The organism is Ensifer sp. CCNWLY38 (genome assembly GCF_037120565.1).
Lineage (GTDB): Bacteria > Pseudomonadota > Alphaproteobacteria > Rhizobiales > Rhizobiaceae > Ensifer > Ensifer adhaerens_H.
This window is the reverse complement of the sequence record NZ_JBBBBO010000007.1, coordinates 252,608-270,375: the sequence shown is the minus strand read 5'-3', so window position 1 is coordinate 270,375 and position 17,768 is coordinate 252,608. Positions and strand designations below refer to the sequence as shown.

General features: G+C 63.5%; 19 protein-coding genes. 8 read left to right on the top strand and 11 right to left on the bottom strand.

Going from position 1 to position 17,768, the window contains the following annotated elements; translation table 11 throughout:
• Positions 1–21: 21 nt before the first annotated feature.
• Positions 22–915 carry a LysR family transcriptional regulator gene (locus V7S54_RS17280; protein WP_065375411.1) on the bottom strand — a complete coding sequence of 298 codons (894 nt, stop codon included), beginning with the start codon at positions 913–915 and terminating at the stop codon, positions 22–24.
• Positions 916–936: 21 nt separating this feature from the next.
• A complete protein-coding gene (locus V7S54_RS17275) occupies positions 937–1,113 on the bottom strand; it encodes a hypothetical protein (RefSeq protein ID WP_176707581.1) in 177 nt (58 codons plus the stop codon).
• Positions 1,114–1,610: 497 nt separating this feature from the next.
• Between V7S54_RS17275 and odc2 the strand changes: the two genes are divergently transcribed.
• The 3 genes from odc2 to V7S54_RS17260 all read left to right on the top strand — a co-directional run bounded on the left by odc2 (position 1,611) and on the right by V7S54_RS17260 (position 4,254).
• On the top strand, positions 1,611–2,750 hold the full coding sequence (gene odc2, locus V7S54_RS17270) for an ornithine/lysine decarboxylase (protein ID WP_234793116.1): 1,140 nt from the start codon (positions 1,611–1,613) through the stop codon (positions 2,748–2,750).
• A gap of 88 nt (positions 2,751–2,838) precedes the next feature.
• Complete coding sequence (locus tag V7S54_RS17265; protein ID WP_065375410.1) at positions 2,839–3,429, top strand: GNAT family N-acetyltransferase; 591 nt, start codon at positions 2,839–2,841, stop codon at positions 3,427–3,429.
• 198 nt (positions 3,430–3,627) lie between these two features.
• The gene (locus tag V7S54_RS17260; protein WP_065375409.1) at positions 3,628–4,254 is read left to right on the top strand and encodes a LysE family translocator; all 627 of its coding nucleotides are present in this window, start codon (positions 3,628–3,630) and stop codon (positions 4,252–4,254) included.
• 20 nt (positions 4,255–4,274) lie between these two features.
• Here the strand turns inward: V7S54_RS17260 and V7S54_RS17255 are convergent, their stop codons facing one another.
• The 3 genes from V7S54_RS17255 to V7S54_RS17245 form a co-directional block, all read right to left on the bottom strand.
• Positions 4,275–4,682, bottom strand: a complete 408-nt coding sequence (locus V7S54_RS17255) for a VOC family protein (protein WP_065375408.1) — start codon at positions 4,680–4,682, stop codon at positions 4,275–4,277.
• A 197-nt stretch (positions 4,683–4,879) separates the two neighbouring features.
• Complete coding sequence (locus V7S54_RS17250; protein WP_065375407.1) at positions 4,880–5,452, bottom strand: hypothetical protein; 573 nt, start codon at positions 5,450–5,452, stop codon at positions 4,880–4,882.
• Between the two features lies 1 nt (position 5,453).
• Complete coding sequence (locus V7S54_RS17245; protein ID WP_065375406.1) at positions 5,454–6,089, bottom strand: LysE family translocator; 636 nt, start codon at positions 6,087–6,089, stop codon at positions 5,454–5,456.
• 379 nt (positions 6,090–6,468) lie between these two features.
• Between V7S54_RS17245 and V7S54_RS17240 the strand changes: the two genes are divergently transcribed.
• The 3 genes from V7S54_RS17240 to V7S54_RS17230 all read left to right on the top strand — a co-directional run bounded on the left by V7S54_RS17240 (position 6,469) and on the right by V7S54_RS17230 (position 9,536).
• On the top strand, positions 6,469–6,915 hold the full coding sequence (locus tag V7S54_RS17240; RefSeq protein WP_065375405.1) for a glyoxalase superfamily protein: 447 nt from the start codon (positions 6,469–6,471) through the stop codon (positions 6,913–6,915).
• A 309-nt stretch (positions 6,916–7,224) separates the two neighbouring features.
• Complete coding sequence (locus V7S54_RS17235) at positions 7,225–8,352, top strand: multicopper oxidase domain-containing protein (RefSeq protein WP_065375404.1); 1,128 nt, start codon at positions 7,225–7,227, stop codon at positions 8,350–8,352.
• Positions 8,349–9,536 carry a metal transporter gene (locus V7S54_RS17230; protein ID WP_065375403.1) on the top strand — a complete coding sequence of 396 codons (1,188 nt, stop codon included), beginning with the start codon at positions 8,349–8,351 and terminating at the stop codon, positions 9,534–9,536. Before V7S54_RS17235 ends, V7S54_RS17230 begins: the two co-directional genes overlap by 4 nt.
• Positions 9,537–9,569: 33 nt before the next feature.
• Here the strand turns inward: V7S54_RS17230 and cysE are convergent, their stop codons facing one another.
• The 3 genes from cysE to V7S54_RS17215 are packed head-to-tail and all read right to left on the bottom strand — an operon-like array spanning position 9,570 to position 12,503.
• Positions 9,570–10,397 carry a serine O-acetyltransferase gene (cysE, locus tag V7S54_RS17225; protein ID WP_065375402.1) on the bottom strand — a complete coding sequence of 276 codons (828 nt, stop codon included), beginning with the start codon at positions 10,395–10,397 and terminating at the stop codon, positions 9,570–9,572.
• Positions 10,398–10,407: 10 nt separating this feature from the next.
• Positions 10,408–11,397 carry a WD40 repeat domain-containing protein gene (locus tag V7S54_RS17220; protein WP_065375401.1) on the bottom strand — a complete coding sequence of 330 codons (990 nt, stop codon included), beginning with the start codon at positions 11,395–11,397 and terminating at the stop codon, positions 10,408–10,410.
• Positions 11,397–12,503, bottom strand: a complete 1,107-nt coding sequence (locus V7S54_RS17215; protein ID WP_065375400.1) for a CobW family GTP-binding protein — start codon at positions 12,501–12,503, stop codon at positions 11,397–11,399. Before V7S54_RS17215 ends, V7S54_RS17220 begins: the two co-directional genes overlap by 1 nt.
• A 188-nt stretch (positions 12,504–12,691) precedes the next feature.
• Between V7S54_RS17215 and V7S54_RS17210 the strand changes: the two genes are divergently transcribed.
• Positions 12,692–13,783, top strand: a complete 1,092-nt coding sequence (locus tag V7S54_RS17210; RefSeq protein WP_065375485.1) for a glycosyltransferase family 4 protein — start codon at positions 12,692–12,694, stop codon at positions 13,781–13,783.
• An 18-nt stretch (positions 13,784–13,801) separates the two neighbouring features.
• Here the strand turns inward: V7S54_RS17210 and V7S54_RS17205 are convergent, their stop codons facing one another.
• From V7S54_RS17205 to V7S54_RS17195, 3 genes are all read right to left on the bottom strand, one after another.
• Positions 13,802–14,680 (bottom strand): glycosyltransferase family 2 protein, encoded by an 879-nt coding sequence (locus tag V7S54_RS17205; protein WP_065375399.1) that lies wholly within the window; start codon positions 14,678–14,680, stop codon positions 13,802–13,804.
• A gap of 61 nt (positions 14,681–14,741) precedes the next feature.
• On the bottom strand, positions 14,742–16,145 hold the full coding sequence (locus V7S54_RS17200) for a hypothetical protein (protein ID WP_065375398.1): 1,404 nt from the start codon (positions 16,143–16,145) through the stop codon (positions 14,742–14,744).
• 76 nt (positions 16,146–16,221) lie between these two features.
• Positions 16,222–17,013, bottom strand: coding sequence for a creatininase family protein (locus tag V7S54_RS17195; protein WP_065375397.1), 792 nt, complete (start codon positions 17,011–17,013; stop codon positions 16,222–16,224).
• 114 nt (positions 17,014–17,127) lie between these two features.
• Between V7S54_RS17195 and V7S54_RS17190 the strand changes: the two genes are divergently transcribed.
• Positions 17,128–17,625, top strand: coding sequence for a MarR family winged helix-turn-helix transcriptional regulator (locus V7S54_RS17190; RefSeq protein ID WP_065375396.1), 498 nt, complete (start codon positions 17,128–17,130; stop codon positions 17,623–17,625).
• Positions 17,626–17,768 lie beyond the last annotated feature (143 nt).

The window sequence follows — 17,768 nt, the reverse complement described above, 5'->3', positions numbered from 1 at the left end:
GCTTCGGTGGTGCACAGGCGGTCAGCGTGGCTTGCGGAACCAGGCATGCAGGAAATCGACCAGCGTCCTGACCTTGGCCGGCAGATAGCGGCGATGCGGATAGATCGCATAGATGCCGCGGTCGCGCGGCAGGAAATCGTCAAACAGCGTCACGAGTTCGCCGGTCGCGATCTTCGGCCGGGCGATGAAATCGGGAATGACCGCGACGCCCATGCCGGAGACGGCGGCCCTCAGAGCGGCAAGCGGGCTGTTGACCTCGATCGGGCCGCTGACCGGAACGGTGAAGGCCGAACCGTCGGGCTCGACGAAGCGCCAGTTGGAATAGGAGCGGCCATTGGTGTCGAGAATGCAGGGGAGCTTGGAAAGATCGGCCGGGTGTCCGATCGGGCCGGATTTCACAAGGAACTCCGGCGCGGCGCAGATCAGCACCTGGAAATCGTCGAGCTTGCGGGCAATGAGCGTCGAATCTTCCAGTCGCGTTATGCGGATGGCAGCGTCGAAGCCTTCCTCGACGAGATCGACGAAGCGGTCGTCCGAGACGATCTCCAGCGAGAGCTCAGGATGCTGCTTGCCGAAGTCGATGAGCGACTGGCCGATCTCGGCATCGACGAAAGTGCGCGGCGCCGTGATGCGCAGCCGTCCCTTCAGGTCGGAGTTGCTGGCGCGCACGAGATCGGCGAGGTTGTCGATCTCCTTCAGGATTTCCGAGGCGGTGCGGTAATAGGTATGGCCGGCTTCGGTCAGCGAGAATTGCCGGGTGGTGCGGTTGAGCAGCAGCGCACCGAGCTCGTCCTCGAGTTCGCGCACATATTTCGAAAGTAGCGCCTTCGACTTGCCGACGCGCCTGGCGGCGGCCGAGAACCCCTCGGCGTCCACGACGTCGATGAAGGCGCGGATGCGGGTGAGTGTGTCCATGGCGATCTTTCTTTCGTGCTCTCAATCGCGTTGCGCCGATTCGATGCGAACGCCTCTTTTCGCGCCGATGATGCCGACGGCAGGTTGTCCGTCGCTTGCGCCTGTCGCGCCGGTTTCGGCGGATGCCGGCGCATTCTGAAAATAATCACGCCTTTTCAATAACTTACACCAGTGACCGATCCGGCGCAGATCGTTCAATGTTTGTGAACACCGCCAGTTTTGCCCGCCTGGAAAAAAATTCAACTGCCAGTGCGAAAAAACTCTTGATTGCGACAGGCTTTTTTCTTACCTACGCCCTTGCCCAAAGTCGCACGTGCCTGTGGGTGTCCGCCGACCCTCGATTAGGTGAGGGTATCGGTAAGGTACCTGGAACTAACCCCTCCAGTCGCTATTCCGGCCAACCGGGAAATGCGAGGACATCTTGAAGCAACGACGGTGCGGGCCTTTCTGGTGTCTGCCGGCTTTCCAACAGCCGGGGTTACTGAAGAGGCACACCTTCATTGCCGGAAGTGCGGTTGGGTTATCCCCTCCAATCCATGGCAGACAAAGCCGAATTGAAGCCTAGGCGGGCTTTGATTCACCGTTCGCGCATCGAGCGCATGCATGGTTCCGGGGTCTCCACCGGCTGGTTCCAGCGCATGTGCGCGTATGCCCTTTGTCCTCCGCGCAAGCGGAGCATTTTGGATCAGGGGAATATGGCCATGACCACGGCACGCATCATCGACTTCATCAACACCCGACGACCCGAAGGTCCTTGCCTCGTTGTCGACCTCGACGTCGTGCGCGACAATTTCAAGGCCTTCCGTCACGCGCTGCCCGACAGCTCGATCTATTACGCCGTCAAGGCCAACCCGGCGCCGGAAATCCTGCGCCTTCTCGCCGGTCTCGGTTCCTCGTTCGATTGCGCGTCCGTCGCTGAAATCGAAATGGCGCTCGATGCCGGTGCGACCCCGAGCCGCATTTCCTATGGCAACACCATCAAGAAGGAGCGCGACATTGCCCGCGCCCACGCGCTTGGGGTCAATCTGTTCGCGGTCGACAGCCACGAGGAAGTCGAGAAGATCGCCCGTGCGGCGCCCGGCGCCCGCGTGTTCTGCCGCGTGCTGACCAATGGCGAAGGCGCCGAATGGCCGCTGTCGCGCAAGTTCGGTTGCGTCCCGCAGATGGCCGTCGACGTGCTTGTCTATGCCCATCAGCACGGCCTCGTCTCCTACGGCGTCTCGTTCCATGTCGGTTCGCAGATGACGAAGCTCGATGCCTGGGATGCGGCTCTCTCGGATGCCAAGCGCGTCTTCGTGCAGCTTGCCAAGCGCGGCATCGAGCTGAAGATGGTCAACATGGGTGGTGGCTTCCCGACGAAGTACCTGAAGGACGTCCCGACGGCGGAAGCCTACGGCCAGGCGATCTTCGGTGCCCTGAAGAAGCACTTCGGCAACAACATCCCGGAGACCATCATCGAGCCCGGTCGCGGCATGGTCGGCAATGCCGGCGTGATCAAGGCGGAAGTCGTTCTGGTGTCGAAGAAGTCGGACAACGACGCCCATCGCTGGGTGTTCCTCGACATCGGCAAGTTCGGCGGTCTCGCCGAAACCATGGACGAGGCGATCCGCTACCCGATCCGCACGGCGCGCGATGCCGACGAAATGGAGCCTTGCGTTCTCGCCGGCCCGACCTGCGATTCGGCCGACGTGCTCTATGAGAAGAACATGTACCCGCTGCCGATCACGCTTTCGATCGGTGACGAAGTTCTGATCGAAGGCACCGGTGCCTACACGACGACCTACTCGGCCGTCGCTTTCAACGGCTTCGAGCCGCTGAAGGCCTACGTGATCTGATCCGGCCTGCTCCCGTCTTCGGGCGGGAGCGCCATTTCACAATTTTCGTTCGGTCCGCCTGAAGCGGTTTTGATGACGGGAGGCCCCGATGGCCGCTGTTGTTGACGCCCTGCGCGCATTCTTTGCGCCCACTACATTTGTAATCGATGCCGAAAATCCGGGCGACGTCGTCGCGCGCGAGAACCTGCTCGACCGTGCCATGGGGCCGGAGCGGCGCCGCAAGTCGTCGGAAAAGCTGCGCAGTGGCCGGCTGCCGGCCGAGGGCCTTGCCTTCGTCGCGCGTGATATCGACGGTCATGTGATCGGCACCGTACGTCTCTGGAACGTCGAAGCCGGTGTCAACCGCGAAGGCCATGCCCTGCCGGCATTGCTGCTCGGTCCGCTCGCGGTCGATCCTGATCATGAGGGCAAGGGCATCGGCGCCATGCTGATGCGGGCGGCGATCGAAGAGGCCAAGAACCGCGGCCATGGCGCGATCCTGCTCGTGGGCGACGCCGCCTATTACGAGCGCTTCGGCTTCTTCGCGAGCCGCACCCAGCACCTCGTCATGCCCGGCCCGTTTGAGCGCAACCGGTTCCTGGCGCTCGAGCTTCGGGACAACTGGCTTGAAGGTGCTGCCGGCCTGATCGTCGCCAGCGGCCGTAAGCTGACGATGCCGCCGGTCCGCCGCGCGGCTTGATACCCCTTTCCGCCTCCAACCCTGCGGAGGCGGATTTTTCGCTGCTCCCTCGCTGGTCCGATGCGACCGGTGAGGGGGCAGGTGCCCCATGGGCCGGGCGCGCTCTCCCGATGATTTCCTGATCTCCCTTGACAACGCGGCGTCGCTGACCTGTCCTTGCGGACAAGGCCTCGTTGCAAGTGCATGGAAATCTCCCGCATGGATCCGTTCATTCTCGGGGCAGCGACCCTGCTGCCCTTTCTGCTGACATCCTTCATCATCGAATTGACGCCCGGGCCGAACATGGCCTACCTCGCCATGGTTGCGGCCTCGGAGGGGCGTCGGCCCGGCATGGCGACCGTTGCCGGCGTGGCGCTCGGCCTGGCACTCGTGGGCTTCGCCGCCTCCTTCGGGGTTGCCGAGTTCGTCGGTCAGTCGGAAATGCTCTACGGCGCACTTCGCTGGGCTGGGGTCGGCTTCCTGCTCTATCTTGCCTTCGACGCCTGGAACGGCGACGGCGAGGAGGCCGGTCCGAGCGGCAAGCCCGCATCCTTCTATTTTCGACGCGGCCTGATCACCAATCTGCTCAATCCGAAAGCGGCCCTGTTCTTCGTCACCGTCCTGCCGACCTTCGTTGACGACGCGCGGCCGCTGTTGCCGCAGAACCTGACGCTTGCTGCGACCTATGTAGGCGTCGCGACTGCGGTGCATGCCGCGATCGTGCTTCTGGCAGGCGCTTTGGAGCCGGTCCTCAACTCACCGTCACGCGAACGCCTGGTGCGACGCGTGCTCGCACTGATGCTTGCGGCCGTGGCGATCTGGTTCGGCTGGTCGACGCGACGCTAGGCGCCCGGCAAAAGGACCGACTAGGCGGCGTCTTTCTTCGTGCGAGCGTCGTAGCAGACGAAGGCAAGTTTGTTGCCGTCCGGGTCGCGCACATAGGCTGCGTAGAAGCCTTCTCCGTATTGCGGGCGAAAGCCTGGCTTTCCCTCTTCGCTGCCGCCGCGCTCCATTGCGGTTTCGAACAGGCGGTCGATGAGGTTGGCGCTTTCCACCAGGAAGGCCGTCATGGCGCCGTTGCCGACCGAGGCGGGACGCGTGTCGAAGGGGTAGCAGGCGAAGAAGCGCGGCGCCTTGTCGTCGTCCTTTCGGCCCCATGAGGAAACCTGCTCGTCGCAATAGCAGCGTTCCTGGCCGATCAGCGTCATCAGCGGATCATAGAAACGCTCTGCGCGTTTCAGGTCCGTCGTCCCGACCATGGTGTAGCCGATCATGTCTGTCTCCTCGCCTTGCCCGTCTCGGCGGCAAGTCGTCTCACACCGGCTGCAGGCACGCAACAGTGGCAATCGGGATTAGAAAGAGCCGCCGATACGCGTAACGATAGTGTTCGCGCTGTGTTGCCGTGGATCGCATGTGCCTCAAGACGAGAAGCGGATGGTGTCCTCGGCGCCGCCCGCTTTTTTTGCGCGCGCTATTGCCTCTTGAGAAAGGCGCGGCCGCGTTCGGACAGGCGATAGCCGACGGTTAGGCTTTCGGTGAGGCCGAGTTCCTTCAGTTTGCGGATGCGCGTTTTGAGTTTCAGTTTTTCCATGCCGATGGCGGCGCTCAATTCCGTGGCGGTGGTTCCGTCGCGCGCAGCGATCAGCGTGAGCGCCGGTATCGTCCAGGCCATGCCCGCGCTGCGGTCGAAGTCATCGAGCTTGCGGCCGATCTCTGCCCGTTCTTCGCTGCCGAAGTCGGACATTTCCCGCAGCGTGATGCGCGGATCGTCGCCGGCTCGGTGGAAGGCGATGCGGTAGCAGCGGCCGTCGCGGCGAGCGGCAAGCTCTTTCAAGAGAGCGCCGAGGTCGGCAAAGCCAGCCTTGCGCGCGTCGCCGTCGGTGATTGCGAATTCCTCGATCTCGTCGACGGCATCGATGGCGAGAACACCGACTGCGGTGCGCAGCGTACCACCGGCCCTGACGGTCGGCTTCGTCCAGCGTCGGAAGGCCAAGGTCACCTCGCCGCCGGCGATGGCTGCGAGCACGTGCTGACGAAACAGCATTTCAGGCGGTGGCGCGGCGATAGAGGGCGAGCGAGCCGGCGAGCGCCAGGAGCGCGCCGCCACAGAGCCGATCGAGCCAGACGGCGCCCGAGTGCTTGAGGAAGGCCGCGGCCTGTGCACCGAGCAGCGCGTAACCGAACATCACGGCAAGATCGACCGAGGCGAAGACGAGCGCCAGGATGGCATATTGTGGTGCTTGCGGCGCGGCGGCGTCGATGAACTGCGGCAGGAAGGCGGTGAAGAACAGGTAGCCCTTGGGGTTGGTGACGGCGACGAGGAAGCTCTTGAGGAAGATGGCGACAGCGGAAACGGGATGACCGGAGCCGCTTGCCTCGGTTGCGACCTGGATCGTCCCTTTCGACCGCAACAGCATGATGCCGAGAAAGGCGAGGTAGGCGGCGCCCAGCCATTTGACGACGGTAAACCAGAATTCGGAGGCGGCGAGCAGGGCGCCGAGACCGAGTGCGACGGCGCCGATCAGCACGAAATCGGAGAGTACGGCGCCGAGCATGCCGGCGATTGCGCGCTTCACGCCGTAACGCGAGCCGTTGGTGAGCGCGAGCAGAACTGTCGGGCCTGGTGTCGCGATGCCGATGAAGGCAACCAGCGCGAATGCGAGTATCGTCATGTCGGTCATGATATCCTCCCTCGTCGTCTCCCATACTGCATGTCTCCTTAAATCGCCCTCGATTTAAGGACAAAGACATGCAGCAACTCAAAGTGCTACAGCGACCTTTGCGCGTCTGATAAGACGCGCGGCGCTGTAGTCGTCCCACAGCTCTTGCGCCTGTGCAATCATCTTTCGTGCGGGCGTGAAGGCCGCATTTCCAGGCGAGGTTTGACAGTCGAGACGGCATCCCCTATGGAAACGGCAGGGTGAAGGTCCCTGCCGTCCGCGAGCGTCATGCTTTGGTGAAGTCCTTCTTCGAGACACGGTCAGCCGAAACGGCATGCGAACCGGTGGTAATGCGGGCTCCCATCTCCAAGGAATGCATGCCGCTGCAGGAGACCCTCTCATGACGCGCGGAACAACCACGCTTCCCTCACTCGATGCCCTAAAAGATCAGGCCAGGCGCTTGCGTACCCGCCTTGCTGCCGAAGGCGAAACCATCGGCCATTCCCGTTCGCTCGAATTGATCGCCGCGCAATACTGCTATCGCGACTGGAACACGCTGCACGCCGCCGCCGGCAACCGGCCGCCCTTCAATCCCTGGATGCTGGGCTCGCGGGTGAAGGGGCGCTATCTCGGCCAGGCTTTCGAAGGCGAGATCCTGTCGGTGCAGGCGCTGACGGCGCAGCCGGGGCGCTATCGCCTGACGATGAAATTCGACGAACCGGTCGACGTCGTGACCTTCGAGAGCTTCTCGGCCTTCCGTCAACGGGTCACTGCGACGGTGGATGAGACGGGTCGGACGATCGAAAAAACCTCGAACGGGCTTCCGCAACTCGAACTCGATTGGTGAGACTGCGCCCGTCGCGCTTTGCCATGCGGATGAGCCCGCTTCCGGTCCGTGCAACGGCTTCCGATCAACGTCCCCGACGCGCGTGCTTTCCGGGGACGTTTCGTTCCAGGGCCAATGGCAGGTGCGGCGTTAAGCGATCGGTCCCGTAGGCCCCTGCGGAAGATCGCTCGATTTGCAAGTTAATTGCGAATGAGTTGCATTTGCATTATTGATGTAGCTGCAAATGATTTGCAAAAGCATCTGCGCGTTGCTGACCTATGCCGATCGCAGCGTGGCGGGCGGGTTATCCAATCGAGAGAGGGGCCGAAAATGGACAAGCCGACGAGACCAGACCTGCTCCGAAGGCGGAGCCTTCTGATGGGCGGGCTGGCGGCGGCGGGCGGGACCGCGATCTGCACGAGCGCCGCCTCGGGGCAGCAGCAGGCGAGCCATGCCGGTCATGCTGCGCCGGCGGGGGCGGGCGCACAGGACCCGATGCCCGCCATGGGGCATGGCGCGATGATGACAGTCGGCGATGTCGACAGCGCCGCCAACGGCTTCGATCCGACCGACATGCTGACCGACTGGGATACGGGAACGGTGTCGACGCTGCCGGACGGGCGGACGCTGCGCACCTTCGAGGTGAGGGCGGAGGATCGCGAGATCGAGATCGCGCCCGGCATCAAGTTTCCCGCCTGGACCTATAACGGCCGTGTTCCGGGGCCGGCATTGAGGGCGAAGGAGGGTGAGCGGCTGAGAATCGTCTTTCGCAACTATGCCTCGCATCCGCACTCGATCCATTTCCACGGCATCCATGCCGCGCGCATGGATGGCGTGCCGGGTGCCGGCATGGTCGATCCGGGCGACGAGTTCATTTACGAGTTCGACGCCAAGCCGTTTGGCTGCCACCTCTATCATTGCCATGCGATGCCGCTGCGCCGGCATATTCACAAGGGCATGTATGGTGCCTTCGTCATCGACCCCGATCCCGAGCGCCGGCCGGAACACGTGGACGTCGCCCGCTCCAGACTGCTCGGCACGCCGGAGAATGCCGGCTGGCAGGAACTGGTGATGGTGATGAACGCCTTCGACACCAATTTCGATGCGGAAAACGAGTTCTACGCGGTCAACACCGTCGCTCACGCCTACATGAAGCGGCCGATCCGGATCGTGAAGGGCAAACCGGTGCGCATCTACTTGGTCAACGTCATCGAGTTCGACCCGATCAACTCGTTTCACCTGCACGCCAATTTCTTCGACTATTACGATCAGGGCACGACGTTGACGCCAACATTGAAAACCGTCGATCTCATCACCCAGTGCCAGGCACAGCGCGGCATTCTCGAATTCACCTTCGCCGAGCATGAGCCTGGGCTTTACATGTTCCACCCGCATCAGACCGAGTTTACCGAACTCGGCTGGGTCGGCATGTTCGATGTGGTGGAGGCGCTGGCATGAACGAGACCCTGCCGAGAGCTGCTATCCGCGCGGCAAAGACCAACCTGGTGTGGCTGGCGCTGCCTCTCATCGCCTTTGCCATTGCTATTGCCTGGATTCTATCGACCGATCCGTTGTCAGGATTCCGCAACGGTGCGCCGCCTGTCGAAAACGTGACCTTCGAAAGGACCGTGCTCGACGATAACGGCCTTCGTCTCCTTGTTCGCGCCGGTGGATCGGAACCGATGACAGTGGCTCAGGTTCAGGTGGACGACGCCTATTGGCAATTCACCCAGGATCCGCCGGGGCCGATCGCGCGGGGCAGGGCAGCGTGGCTGAACCTGCCATTCCCATGGATGTTGGGCGAGGCGCATGCCGTGAAGGTGGTGACCAACACGGGGGCCACGTTTGCGCATGACATTGCCGTCGCCGTGCCGACACCGCAGGCAACGACAGGCCAACTGCGACTGCAGGCGCTGGTCGGCCTTATCGTCGGTATCGTGCCGGTGGCCGTCGGCCTGATGTTCTACCCGGTGCTGCGTGGCGTCGGCCGCGACGGCATGGCCTTCCTGCTGTCGTTGACGATCGGCCTGCTCGGCTTCCTGCTTGTCGATGCGAGTGCAGAAGCGCTCGAACTTGCCGGCGAGGCGGCCGCGATCTTCCAGGGACCCGTCATGGTGGTGTTGGCGGCCTTGAGCAGTTTCCTCCTGTTGATGGCGATCGGGCGGCGAAGCGGTGCGCCGGCCGGGCTTGCGCTTTCCACTTACATCGCGCTCGGCATCGGCCTGCACAATCTTGGCGAGGGGCTGGCGATTGGTGCCGCCTTTGCTGCGGGGTCGGCTGGGCTCGGTACCTTCCTGGTGCTGGGCTTTGCGCTCCACAACGTCACCGAAGGCATCGGCATTGCCGCTCCGATCCTGAAAAAGAGGCCATCCGCCTGGGTGTTCGTCGGGCTGACGCTGCTTGCCGGCGGACCGGCTGTCATCGGCATGTGGCTCGGAAGCCTTGCGACCTCGGCACAGTGGTCGGCGCTGGCGCTGGCGGTTGGGGCCGGGGCGATCCTGCAGGTGATCATCGAAGTCGGCGCCTACCTGATGCGGCAAAGCGAGCGCGGGTGCGACGTGTTCCTGACGCCGCCTGTTCTGGCCGGTCTCGCGACCGGCGCCGCCTTCATGTATCTGACCGCCGCGCTGGTGAAGATCTGAAGCGGGAGCGGGTCTGACGCGGGCGCAGATGGATCAGACGATCGTCTGGTCCATCTCTGCCGCCGGCACCTCGTCGACGCGGTGAATGCGCACGACGGTCGCCGGCACGCCCGCGACCGTCGTGCGCGGCGGCACGGGTTTCAGGACGACGCTGCCGGCCGCGACCTTGCTGTAGGCTCCGACCTCGATATTGCCGAGGATCTTGGCGCCGGCGCCGATCATGACGCCTTGGCGAATTTTTGGATGCCGATCGCCGGTTTCCTTGCCGGTGCCACCGAGCGTGACGTTCTGAAGGATCGAAACCTGGTCTTCGATCACGGAGGTCTCGCCGATGACGATGCCGGATCCATGGTCGAGCATCACCGCCTTGCCGATGCAGGCGGCCGGGTGGATATCGGGACCGAAGACAAGCGAGGCGAGGTTCGAGAGCCAGTTGGCGATGTCCTCGCGGCCATCGATCCACAGCCGATGGGCGGCACGATAGGTCTGCAGAGCCTGGAAGCCCTTGAGATTGAGGAGGACATGCAGCAGTCCCGGGCAGGCGGGGTCACGTTCCATCACCGCCTGGAGGTCCGCCTCGGTGGCGCGCAGAGCTTCTGCATCGGCGTCGAAGACGTCCGAAAGCAGCTGCGCCAGCGATCGTTCGTCGACGCGGGCGACGGAAAGATGGGAAGCGAGAACACCTGCGAGCACCGCCGCATCCGACCGCGCCTCGGTGATCAGGCGCAGGGTCTGCTCCATCACTGGTTCGCGCATGGCGAGCGCCCGGGCTTCCGCACGGATGCGGTTCCAGACTTCGCCGTCCGCCAGAGGCACAACGGCCGAGCCAGCATAGAGTGGAGCTTCTGCGCCTGCGGTCATTGTTCGCCCGTTATCCCGCGATGTCGACGACGCCGCAATCACCCTCGGCCGAGCCGAAGGCCAGCTGTTTGCCGTCCTTGTTCCAGGCCATGGCGGTGACGGCGCCCTTGCCGGGGCGGCGCAGCAGCACTTCCTTGCTGTCGGCAAAACGTGCAGCGAGGATCATGCCGTCCTGATAGCCGATGGCGACGATGTCTTCGGCCGGATGGCAGCAGACGGAGGTCACCATGATGTCGGCGCGCGTGCCGAGTTCGAGTGGCGCCTTGCCCATTGGCCCGTCCTTGCCCTGGAAAGGCCAGACGATGGCGGCCGGCGCGCCCGATGAGGCGAGCCACTTGCCCTTGGCCGACCAGGAGACCGACTTCACCTTGGCGGGATAGCCGGTCATGCGCATGTGGCGGGCTTCAGCGCCGGGCTTGGCGTCGAGTTTCCAGCCGTGCAGCGCGTTTTCCTGCATTGTCGTGACGAGGAAGCGGCCGTCAGGCGAGAAGGTGACGCCGGTGTGGGCACCCTTCCATTCGAGATCGATCGGCTGGCCGGACGTGCCCACCCAATGCAGCGACACGCCGTTGTAGCGGGCCGCGGCAACACGAAGGCCTTTCGGCGCAAAGGCGAGGCCCTCGACGGTGCGTTCCTCGGTAAATTCCTTCGTCGTACCGTCGGCGAGGCGCACATGGGTGGTCTTGCCATAGGCATAACCAACCGACCCTTGAGGTCCGGCGGCGACCTGAGCGATCCACTTACGCGGCGCTTCGGCGACCAGCGATGTTGTGCCATCAGCGGCCGTGCGCATGATCTTGCCGTCTTCGCCGCCGGTCAAAAGCGTGTTGTTCGCTTCGTCCACGACGAGCGACAGCAGGCCCTCGTGGACCTCCGTCGTCTTGTGGCCGAGGTCGAGGCGATGGATCGCACCAGTGGCTTCGGCGAAGAAGGGGATGCCTTTAAGAAAGGCCACGCCGACGACGTGACCTTCGAGATCGAGGGGAGCGACAGTCGGCATCAGTTCGGCTGCGCCTCGCAGGCCTTGAAGGTGCGCTCGAGCTTTTCACGATCGAGATCACGGCCGATGAAGACGAGGCGGCTCTCGCGCTTCTCGCCATCCTTCCAGGCGCGCTGGTGATCGCCTTCGATGATCATGTGTACGCCCTGGACGACGTAACGCTCGGCATCGCCGGCAAAGGCGATGATGCCTTTGAGGCGCAGGATGTTCGGACCATCCGTCTGGGTGATCTTCTGGATCCAGGGGAAGAAGCGGTCCGGGTTCATTTCGCCGCCGCGCAGCGAGATCGACTGCACCGTCACGTCATGGATCGGCGAGGGCGCGTGATCGTGGTGATGATGGTGGTCGTGATCGTGGTCATGATCGTGGTGATCATGATCATGATCATGATGGTGATGGTCGTGATCGCAGTCCGGGCCGCAGACGTGATCGTGGTCATGATCGTCCTGGTCGAGGAAGTGCGGATCGTTTTCCAGCGCCCTTTCCAGGTTGAAGGCGCCCTGGTCGAGGACCTTGGCGAGATCGATGTCGGAGCGCTGGGTGCGGTAGATGCGGGCCGACGGATTGATGACGCGCACGGTCGCTTCGATGCGCTCCAGTTCCTCAGGGGTGACGAGGTCGGTCTTGTTGAGCAGCACGACATCGGCAAAGGCGATCTGGTCTTCGGCCTCGCGGCTGTCCTTCAGCCGCAGCGGCAGATGCTTGGCGTCGACGAGCGCGACGACGGCATCGAGCTCGGTCTTGGCGCGCACGTCATCGTCCATGAAGAAGGTCTGGGCGACCGGCACCGGATCGGCAAGGCCGGTGGTCTCGACGATGATCGCGTCGAAACGGCCGGGACGGCGCATGAGGCCCTCGACGACGCGGATCAGGTCGCCGCGCACGGTGCAGCAGACGCAGCCGTTGTTCATCTCGTAGATTTCCTCGTCGGATTCCACGATCAGGTCGTTGTCGATGCCGATCTCGCCGAACTCGTTGACGATGACCGCGTATTTGCGGCCATGGTTCTCGCTGAGGATGCGGTTCAACAGCGTCGTCTTGCCGGCGCCGAGATAGCCGGTGAGCACGGTGACGGGGATCGGCTTCTGCGGGGATGTTTCGGTCATGGGAACCTCTGGGATTTCCGGATGCGGCGGGCAGGCATCCAAGTTGGGTTTCATATAGGAGATGCGGCGGCGATGCGCAAATGGCGCGGGCGATTTTGCCCGACTGCGGCGATGATCGCCGCCGCATCCGATAACCCTCCTTTCATCAAAATCGGAGAGAGTGCGCGGCACATCGAAGGGGTGTGCAGGTGAAGACGATTTCCATCAACGGCCGGTTTCTGACCCAGCCGCTTACCGGCGTGCAGCGCTTTGCCCGTGAGATGACCCGGGCGCTGGATGCGCGCATCGCCTCCGGGCAGGTGCCGCATGCGCTGAAGGACGCGCGTTGGCGGTTGCTGGCGCCGGGCAAGGCTGTCGACGATCTAGGCCTCAAGGCGATTTCGGTCGAGCGCTTCGGCTCGGGGCCGGGCCATGTCTGGGAGCAGGGTGCGCTCTATTGGCGCGCACGCCGCGACACGCTGATCGGCTTCGGCGGCAGCGGCCCGGTGCTGCACGGCGACCAGGTGGTGGTGATCCACGACGTCACCCTGTTTCGCCATCCGGCCTCGTTCGGGCGCGGCTACCGGCTGTTTCATGGGGCGCTCGGTTTCATCCTCGCAAGGCGGGCAAAGATCGGCACCGTCTCGAACTTCTCGCGCCAGGAGCTTGCCGATGTCTTCCGCGTGCCGGCGGTCGGCATCGACGTGATCTACAACGCGACGGATCACTTCGCGCGACTTCAGCCGGACGAGGGCGTCATCCAGCGGCTCGGGCTTGCCGATACGCCCTTCTTCCTGCTGGTCGGCACGCTGAAGCCCAACAAGAATGTCGAGTTTGCAGTGCGCGCCTTCGAGGCACTCGGTGCCGGCGACCACAAGCTCGTCGTCGTGGGTGGTACCGACCCGACCGTGTTCCGCGATATCGCGCCCACATCGAAGGGCAACCTGATCTTTCCGGGCCGGCTGAGCGACGCGGAGATCGCCGGGCTGCAGCGCCGCGCAGTCGCCTTTGTCTTCCCGAGCCTCTACGAAGGCTTCGGCATTCCGCCACTGGAAGCGATGACGCAGGGGTGCCCGGTGCTCGCCGCCGATATTCCGCCGGTGCGCGAGGCCTGTAGTGATGCGGTCCGCTACTTCGATCCCTTGAAGACGGAGGCCCTGGTCGATGCGATGCGGACCATCGCCGCCGACGAGACCCTGCGCCGGGAGCTGGCGCGTTCCGGCTTCGACAACGCCAGGCGTTTTTCCTGGGACGGAAGTGCTGTCGTAATGCTCAACATGCTCGCGGCGCAACAGGCCTGAAACCGGCCTTACTTCTCGTCAGAGGTCGAGGACGCGCCTGGGGTCCAGGCGACCCCGGACGAAATCGCCAAAGGCGATCAGATTGCCTTTCAGCCGACCGCGGCGGTCGACGAGCCCTTGCGGCTTGAGGCTGCCGAGAATGTTGGCAGCGATGTTGCCGCCCATCAGGCGCAGCGCCCATTTCAGGCCGACCGTGCCCTTGTTGCGCAGGTAGAGCGGGTTGGCGATCTGCGAATAGCCAAATCGCAGGCCCGAGGTGCGTCCGCGCTTGTTGCCGAGATGAACACCGCGCAGCGCCGGTGATTTCATGATCCGGCCCCGTGGCGCCAGACGCCGGCAGAAATCGACATCTTCCTGCCAGCCATAGAGCGGCAGCCGCTCGTCGAACCGGGTGCATTCGGCGGCAATGGCGGAAACGCGAAAGACCATGTTGCAGCCATAGGCATTGAAGGCGGGTTCAGCGACCTCATCGGGGCGAGCACCGGCATCGGCGGCGAGGATCGCTTGAGCATCGGCGATCGAGATGCCCGGACCGTGAATGCCGTCAGCCAGAACCAGGCCGGTCGCGACGACGATGTCTGCCGAGCGTGTGAACAGCCGTTCGGTCTCGGCAAGGAAATCGTGGCGCGGCAGGAAGTCGTCATCGAAGAAGACGATGAGGTCGGCTGTTGCCGCGTGGTCGAGGATCGCGTTGCGCTGCGCGCTGGAGCCCTTGTTGCCCTCAACGATGCGGATGTCCAGGGGAAGCTCGCCGGCCTTTGCTTCGTCGATATCCTCGGCCGTACTCGGGCAGATCAAGATCGCATCGGGCTTTCGCGCCTGCTGCGTCAGATGCAGCAGGGTTTCAGAGAGCACCGCGCGGCGGCCCGCGGTCGCAATGCCGACGACGATGTTCATGACGCGCTCTCCGCTGTTTCGGCGCGATCTAACCGGAAATTGGTGCAGTTTTTCTTAGCGCTTACGCAGTGCTCGCTTTCGCGGCCTGCATCATCAATCGCAGCTGGTTGAGCGCAAGCAGGCAGAGAAAACCGCCGACGAGGATGCCGGCGCCGATCGTGACGTAGCTGGTTTCACCGGACAAGGCGAAGGCGAGGGCGGCGGCGCAAAGGCCCGCGGCGGCCAACAGCACCGGCGGCCAGGAAAATTCGAAGGCGAGCGAGGACATCAGGCGCAGGCCGACCAGGGAGGCGAGGATCGCGCCGATGGCGCTGCCCCAGGCAAGGGCCGCATCGTCTGCTCCGACCGCTGCCAGAGCGGCCAACGCTCCAAGGCTCAGAAGCACGCAGTCGGCAACAGCGAGCAGCAGGATCAGCGAAAGACGCTGCTTGAGATGCAACGGCGTCGGCAACATGATCTGCGTCAGCGTGCGCACGAGCGAGAGGATGATGATGGCGGGCGCGGTTGCGAGGAAACCTTGCTGCAGGTCCGGGCTGATGACGAGCCAGGCCGCCGGCAGAAGGACTGCGAAGATGCCCGCTGCCATCATCAACGCGAAGCTCGTCAGCAGCGCGTAGTATTGGCCGAGTTGGCGGGGAAGAGCGGCGCGATCGCCGGTCCGGTCATGTGCGGCAACGATCTCCGGATATTGGATCGCCTGAAGGGCCGAAACGATGAGCACGAACGGGCGTTGCAGCAGATCGAGCGCAAGCAGGGCGCCGGCGGCGCCCGTCGCGCCGAGCGACGAAGTGAAGATCGCCTTCAGTGCCAGGGGCGCGAACATGGCGGCAGTGGCGGCCCCGGCCGACACGCTGCCATAGAGGAGATGTTTGCGGATACGGGCACTGTCGAGCGCGGCGGCTGGGCGCGTGTCGGCGCGGCGGGAAAGAACGAATGCAAGCAGGCCATAGGCAATGTAACCGGCGAGCAGGCCCGTGACGGTCGACAAGAAGCTTGGCGAGATGAGCGCGCCGAGGAGCGTGCCCACGGCGAGAATGGTGGCGCGGGAGCCTTGCAGCACTGAGAAGGCGCGAAAATCCTGGCGAAAACGCAGCATGGTCAGGTGCAGATCGCTGCCACCTTGCGCGATCGAGACCAGGCCGCCGACAAGCGCCACGACCGGCGGCACGCTAAAGAGCAGGGACACACCCGCCGCGATCAGGCACAGCATGGCGCAAGCGAGGGCTTCGGTCAGGATCGCCCGTGACTCCGCCGCTTCACTCTCCGCATCCGCCCCCGGGTAGAAACGCATGCAGGCGAAACGCACCCATTCGAAGGCGGCGATCGCTGCAAACTGGCAGATGGAAATGAACAGCGAGTAGCTGGCATAGTCGGCCGGCGCCAGCCAGTGGGCGACGACGATCAGCAGGCCGAAGGCGATGACGGCCTGGTAGAAATAGGCGCCGAGCGCAATGATCTTCGCCATGGTTTCTCTGCCCTACGCCGCGCATTTGGGCATCTGATAGCGCAAAAGCACAAAGAAAGTGTTTGCCGGCGCGGCCTCAAGCCAGTTCGTCGGGGTCGAAATCCCTGACATCTTCAAGGAGTTCGACAAACCCTCGGACGGCATGGGCGATCAAAATCTCACCCCGTGCCGCCGTGGCAACCGAGGCATCGCCGGCGACACCTTCGCCATTCAGGTCGTGCATCTTCCAGCCGAAGGCGTGGGGACCGTAAGCGCGCAGATGCTTGAAGCGTTCAGAAAATTCGCCTTGGCGGGAGGTGAAATTATCGGCCTTGGCCATGTCGACCCTGTCCGGATGGAGCGCCAGCATCACCGATGTCTCGATGTCGCCGCCGTGGATGTCCAACGCTTTATCCTCCGGCTTGATCCAGCCGTCCGGTTGGCCGAAGCGGGTCCAACTCGTCGCGACGGCCAGTATGTTGAAGCGTACGCGCGCTTCGGTCGCGACGATCGTCATCAACGGCGAGTTGCCGCCATGGGCGTTCAGCATCACGAACTTGCGGATGCCTTGGTTGTGAAGATCACCGGCAATGCCGAGCCAGCGCTCGACCGCCTCGCCATAGGCAAGGGTTTGGCTGCCGGCGACATCCATGTGCTCGACGGAATAGCCGACCGGCTCGACCGGCAGAAAGGTCACCGGCAGGTCGGCGGGCAGGGCCGCGATCGTGCGGGAGACGATACCCTCGGCAATCAGCGTGTCGGTTTCGAAGGGCAGATGGGGGCCGTGCTGTTCATGGGCGCCGAGCGGCAGAACGGCGATCCAATCACGGCGGGTCTCGGCCGGAAAGTCGGTCCGATTGTCCTGCCATCGCGGCTCGGGCATCGACATTTCTCTTCGATCCTCCACGTCAATTGTCGTAAAATTGTTATTTGAGTCATACAGTTCGTAATCGCAAGCTGTATTGTTATAAGTGTTCGACTCGGGGATTCGGCAGGAGGTCCAATGGGCAAGAAGAACAAGGCCGAAAAGAAAGGCAAGAACGGCAAGAAGAAGGACGAGTTCCTGACTGAGCCGCACGATCTTGCCGCTATCCTTGTCCAGGCAGCGCGTTCCATGCGCACCGTACTCTCCCGCAATCTGCTTGAAAGTGGTCTTTACGCCGGACAGGACGGCGTAATGCTGGCGCTGGCCGAAGCCGACGGCATGACCGCGGGCGGGCTTGCCGCCAGGCTTGGGGTCAAGGCTCCGACCATGACCCGCACGATCGGGCGGATGGAAGCGCAGGGCTTCCTCGAGCGCCGTCCGGACGAGGACGACGCGCGGCTCACCAAGGTTTATCTCACCGAGCCAGGCCGCAACCGGCTGCAGATCATCGCCGAGGCGGGGCAGCATTCGGAAAAGCTCGCGACACGCGGCCTGACCGACAAGCAGGTGCGCACGCTGATGAAACTGCTGCGTGCCGTCGACAGCAATCTCCAGGCCGCCCGGGCCGCCGAATGAGCCTTGTTCGCCGCATATTGCCGTGGCGATTTAAACAGTTTAAAAGGGATTTAAATTTATGGCACAGGTACGTCCGTTGGGATGTACGAAAAGTGCCGTGAGGCATGCTGCAAAAACCTCACTCGGATTGGATTGTGGGGCTG

Coding starts and splice junctions, on each gene's coding strand:
- V7S54_RS17195 (WP_065375397.1), bottom strand. CDS start 17,013: ATGTCGATGCCCGAGCCGCGATGGCAGGACAATCGGACCGACTTTCCG.
- cysE (WP_065375402.1), bottom strand. CDS start 10,397: ATGACCGCAGGCGCAGAAGCTCCACTCTATGCTGGCTCGGCCGTTGTG.
- odc2 (WP_234793116.1), top strand. CDS start 1,611: ATGGCCATGACCACGGCACGCATCATCGACTTCATCAACACCCGACGA.
- V7S54_RS17245 (WP_065375406.1), bottom strand. CDS start 6,089: ATGACCGACATGACGATACTCGCATTCGCGCTGGTTGCCTTCATCGGC.
- V7S54_RS17240 (WP_065375405.1), top strand. CDS start 6,469: ATGACGCGCGGAACAACCACGCTTCCCTCACTCGATGCCCTAAAAGAT.
- V7S54_RS17230 (WP_065375403.1), top strand. CDS start 8,349: ATGAACGAGACCCTGCCGAGAGCTGCTATCCGCGCGGCAAAGACCAAC.
- V7S54_RS17235 (WP_065375404.1), top strand. CDS start 7,225: ATGGACAAGCCGACGAGACCAGACCTGCTCCGAAGGCGGAGCCTTCTG.
- V7S54_RS17215 (WP_065375400.1), bottom strand. CDS start 12,503: ATGACCGAAACATCCCCGCAGAAGCCGATCCCCGTCACCGTGCTCACC.
- V7S54_RS17220 (WP_065375401.1), bottom strand. CDS start 11,397: ATGCCGACTGTCGCTCCCCTCGATCTCGAAGGTCACGTCGTCGGCGTG.
- V7S54_RS17250 (WP_065375407.1), bottom strand. CDS start 5,452: ATGCTGTTTCGTCAGCACGTGCTCGCAGCCATCGCCGGCGGCGAGGTG.
- V7S54_RS17255 (WP_065375408.1), bottom strand. CDS start 4,682: ATGATCGGCTACACCATGGTCGGGACGACGGACCTGAAACGCGCAGAG.
- V7S54_RS17265 (WP_065375410.1), top strand. CDS start 2,839: ATGGCCGCTGTTGTTGACGCCCTGCGCGCATTCTTTGCGCCCACTACA.
- V7S54_RS17260 (WP_065375409.1), top strand. CDS start 3,628: ATGGATCCGTTCATTCTCGGGGCAGCGACCCTGCTGCCCTTTCTGCTG.
- V7S54_RS17205 (WP_065375399.1), bottom strand. CDS start 14,680: ATGAACATCGTCGTCGGCATTGCGACCGCGGGCCGCCGCGCGGTGCTC.
- V7S54_RS17280 (WP_065375411.1), bottom strand. CDS start 915: ATGGACACACTCACCCGCATCCGCGCCTTCATCGACGTCGTGGACGCC.
- V7S54_RS17200 (WP_065375398.1), bottom strand. CDS start 16,145: ATGGCGAAGATCATTGCGCTCGGCGCCTATTTCTACCAGGCCGTCATC.
- V7S54_RS17190 (WP_065375396.1), top strand. CDS start 17,128: ATGGGCAAGAAGAACAAGGCCGAAAAGAAAGGCAAGAACGGCAAGAAG.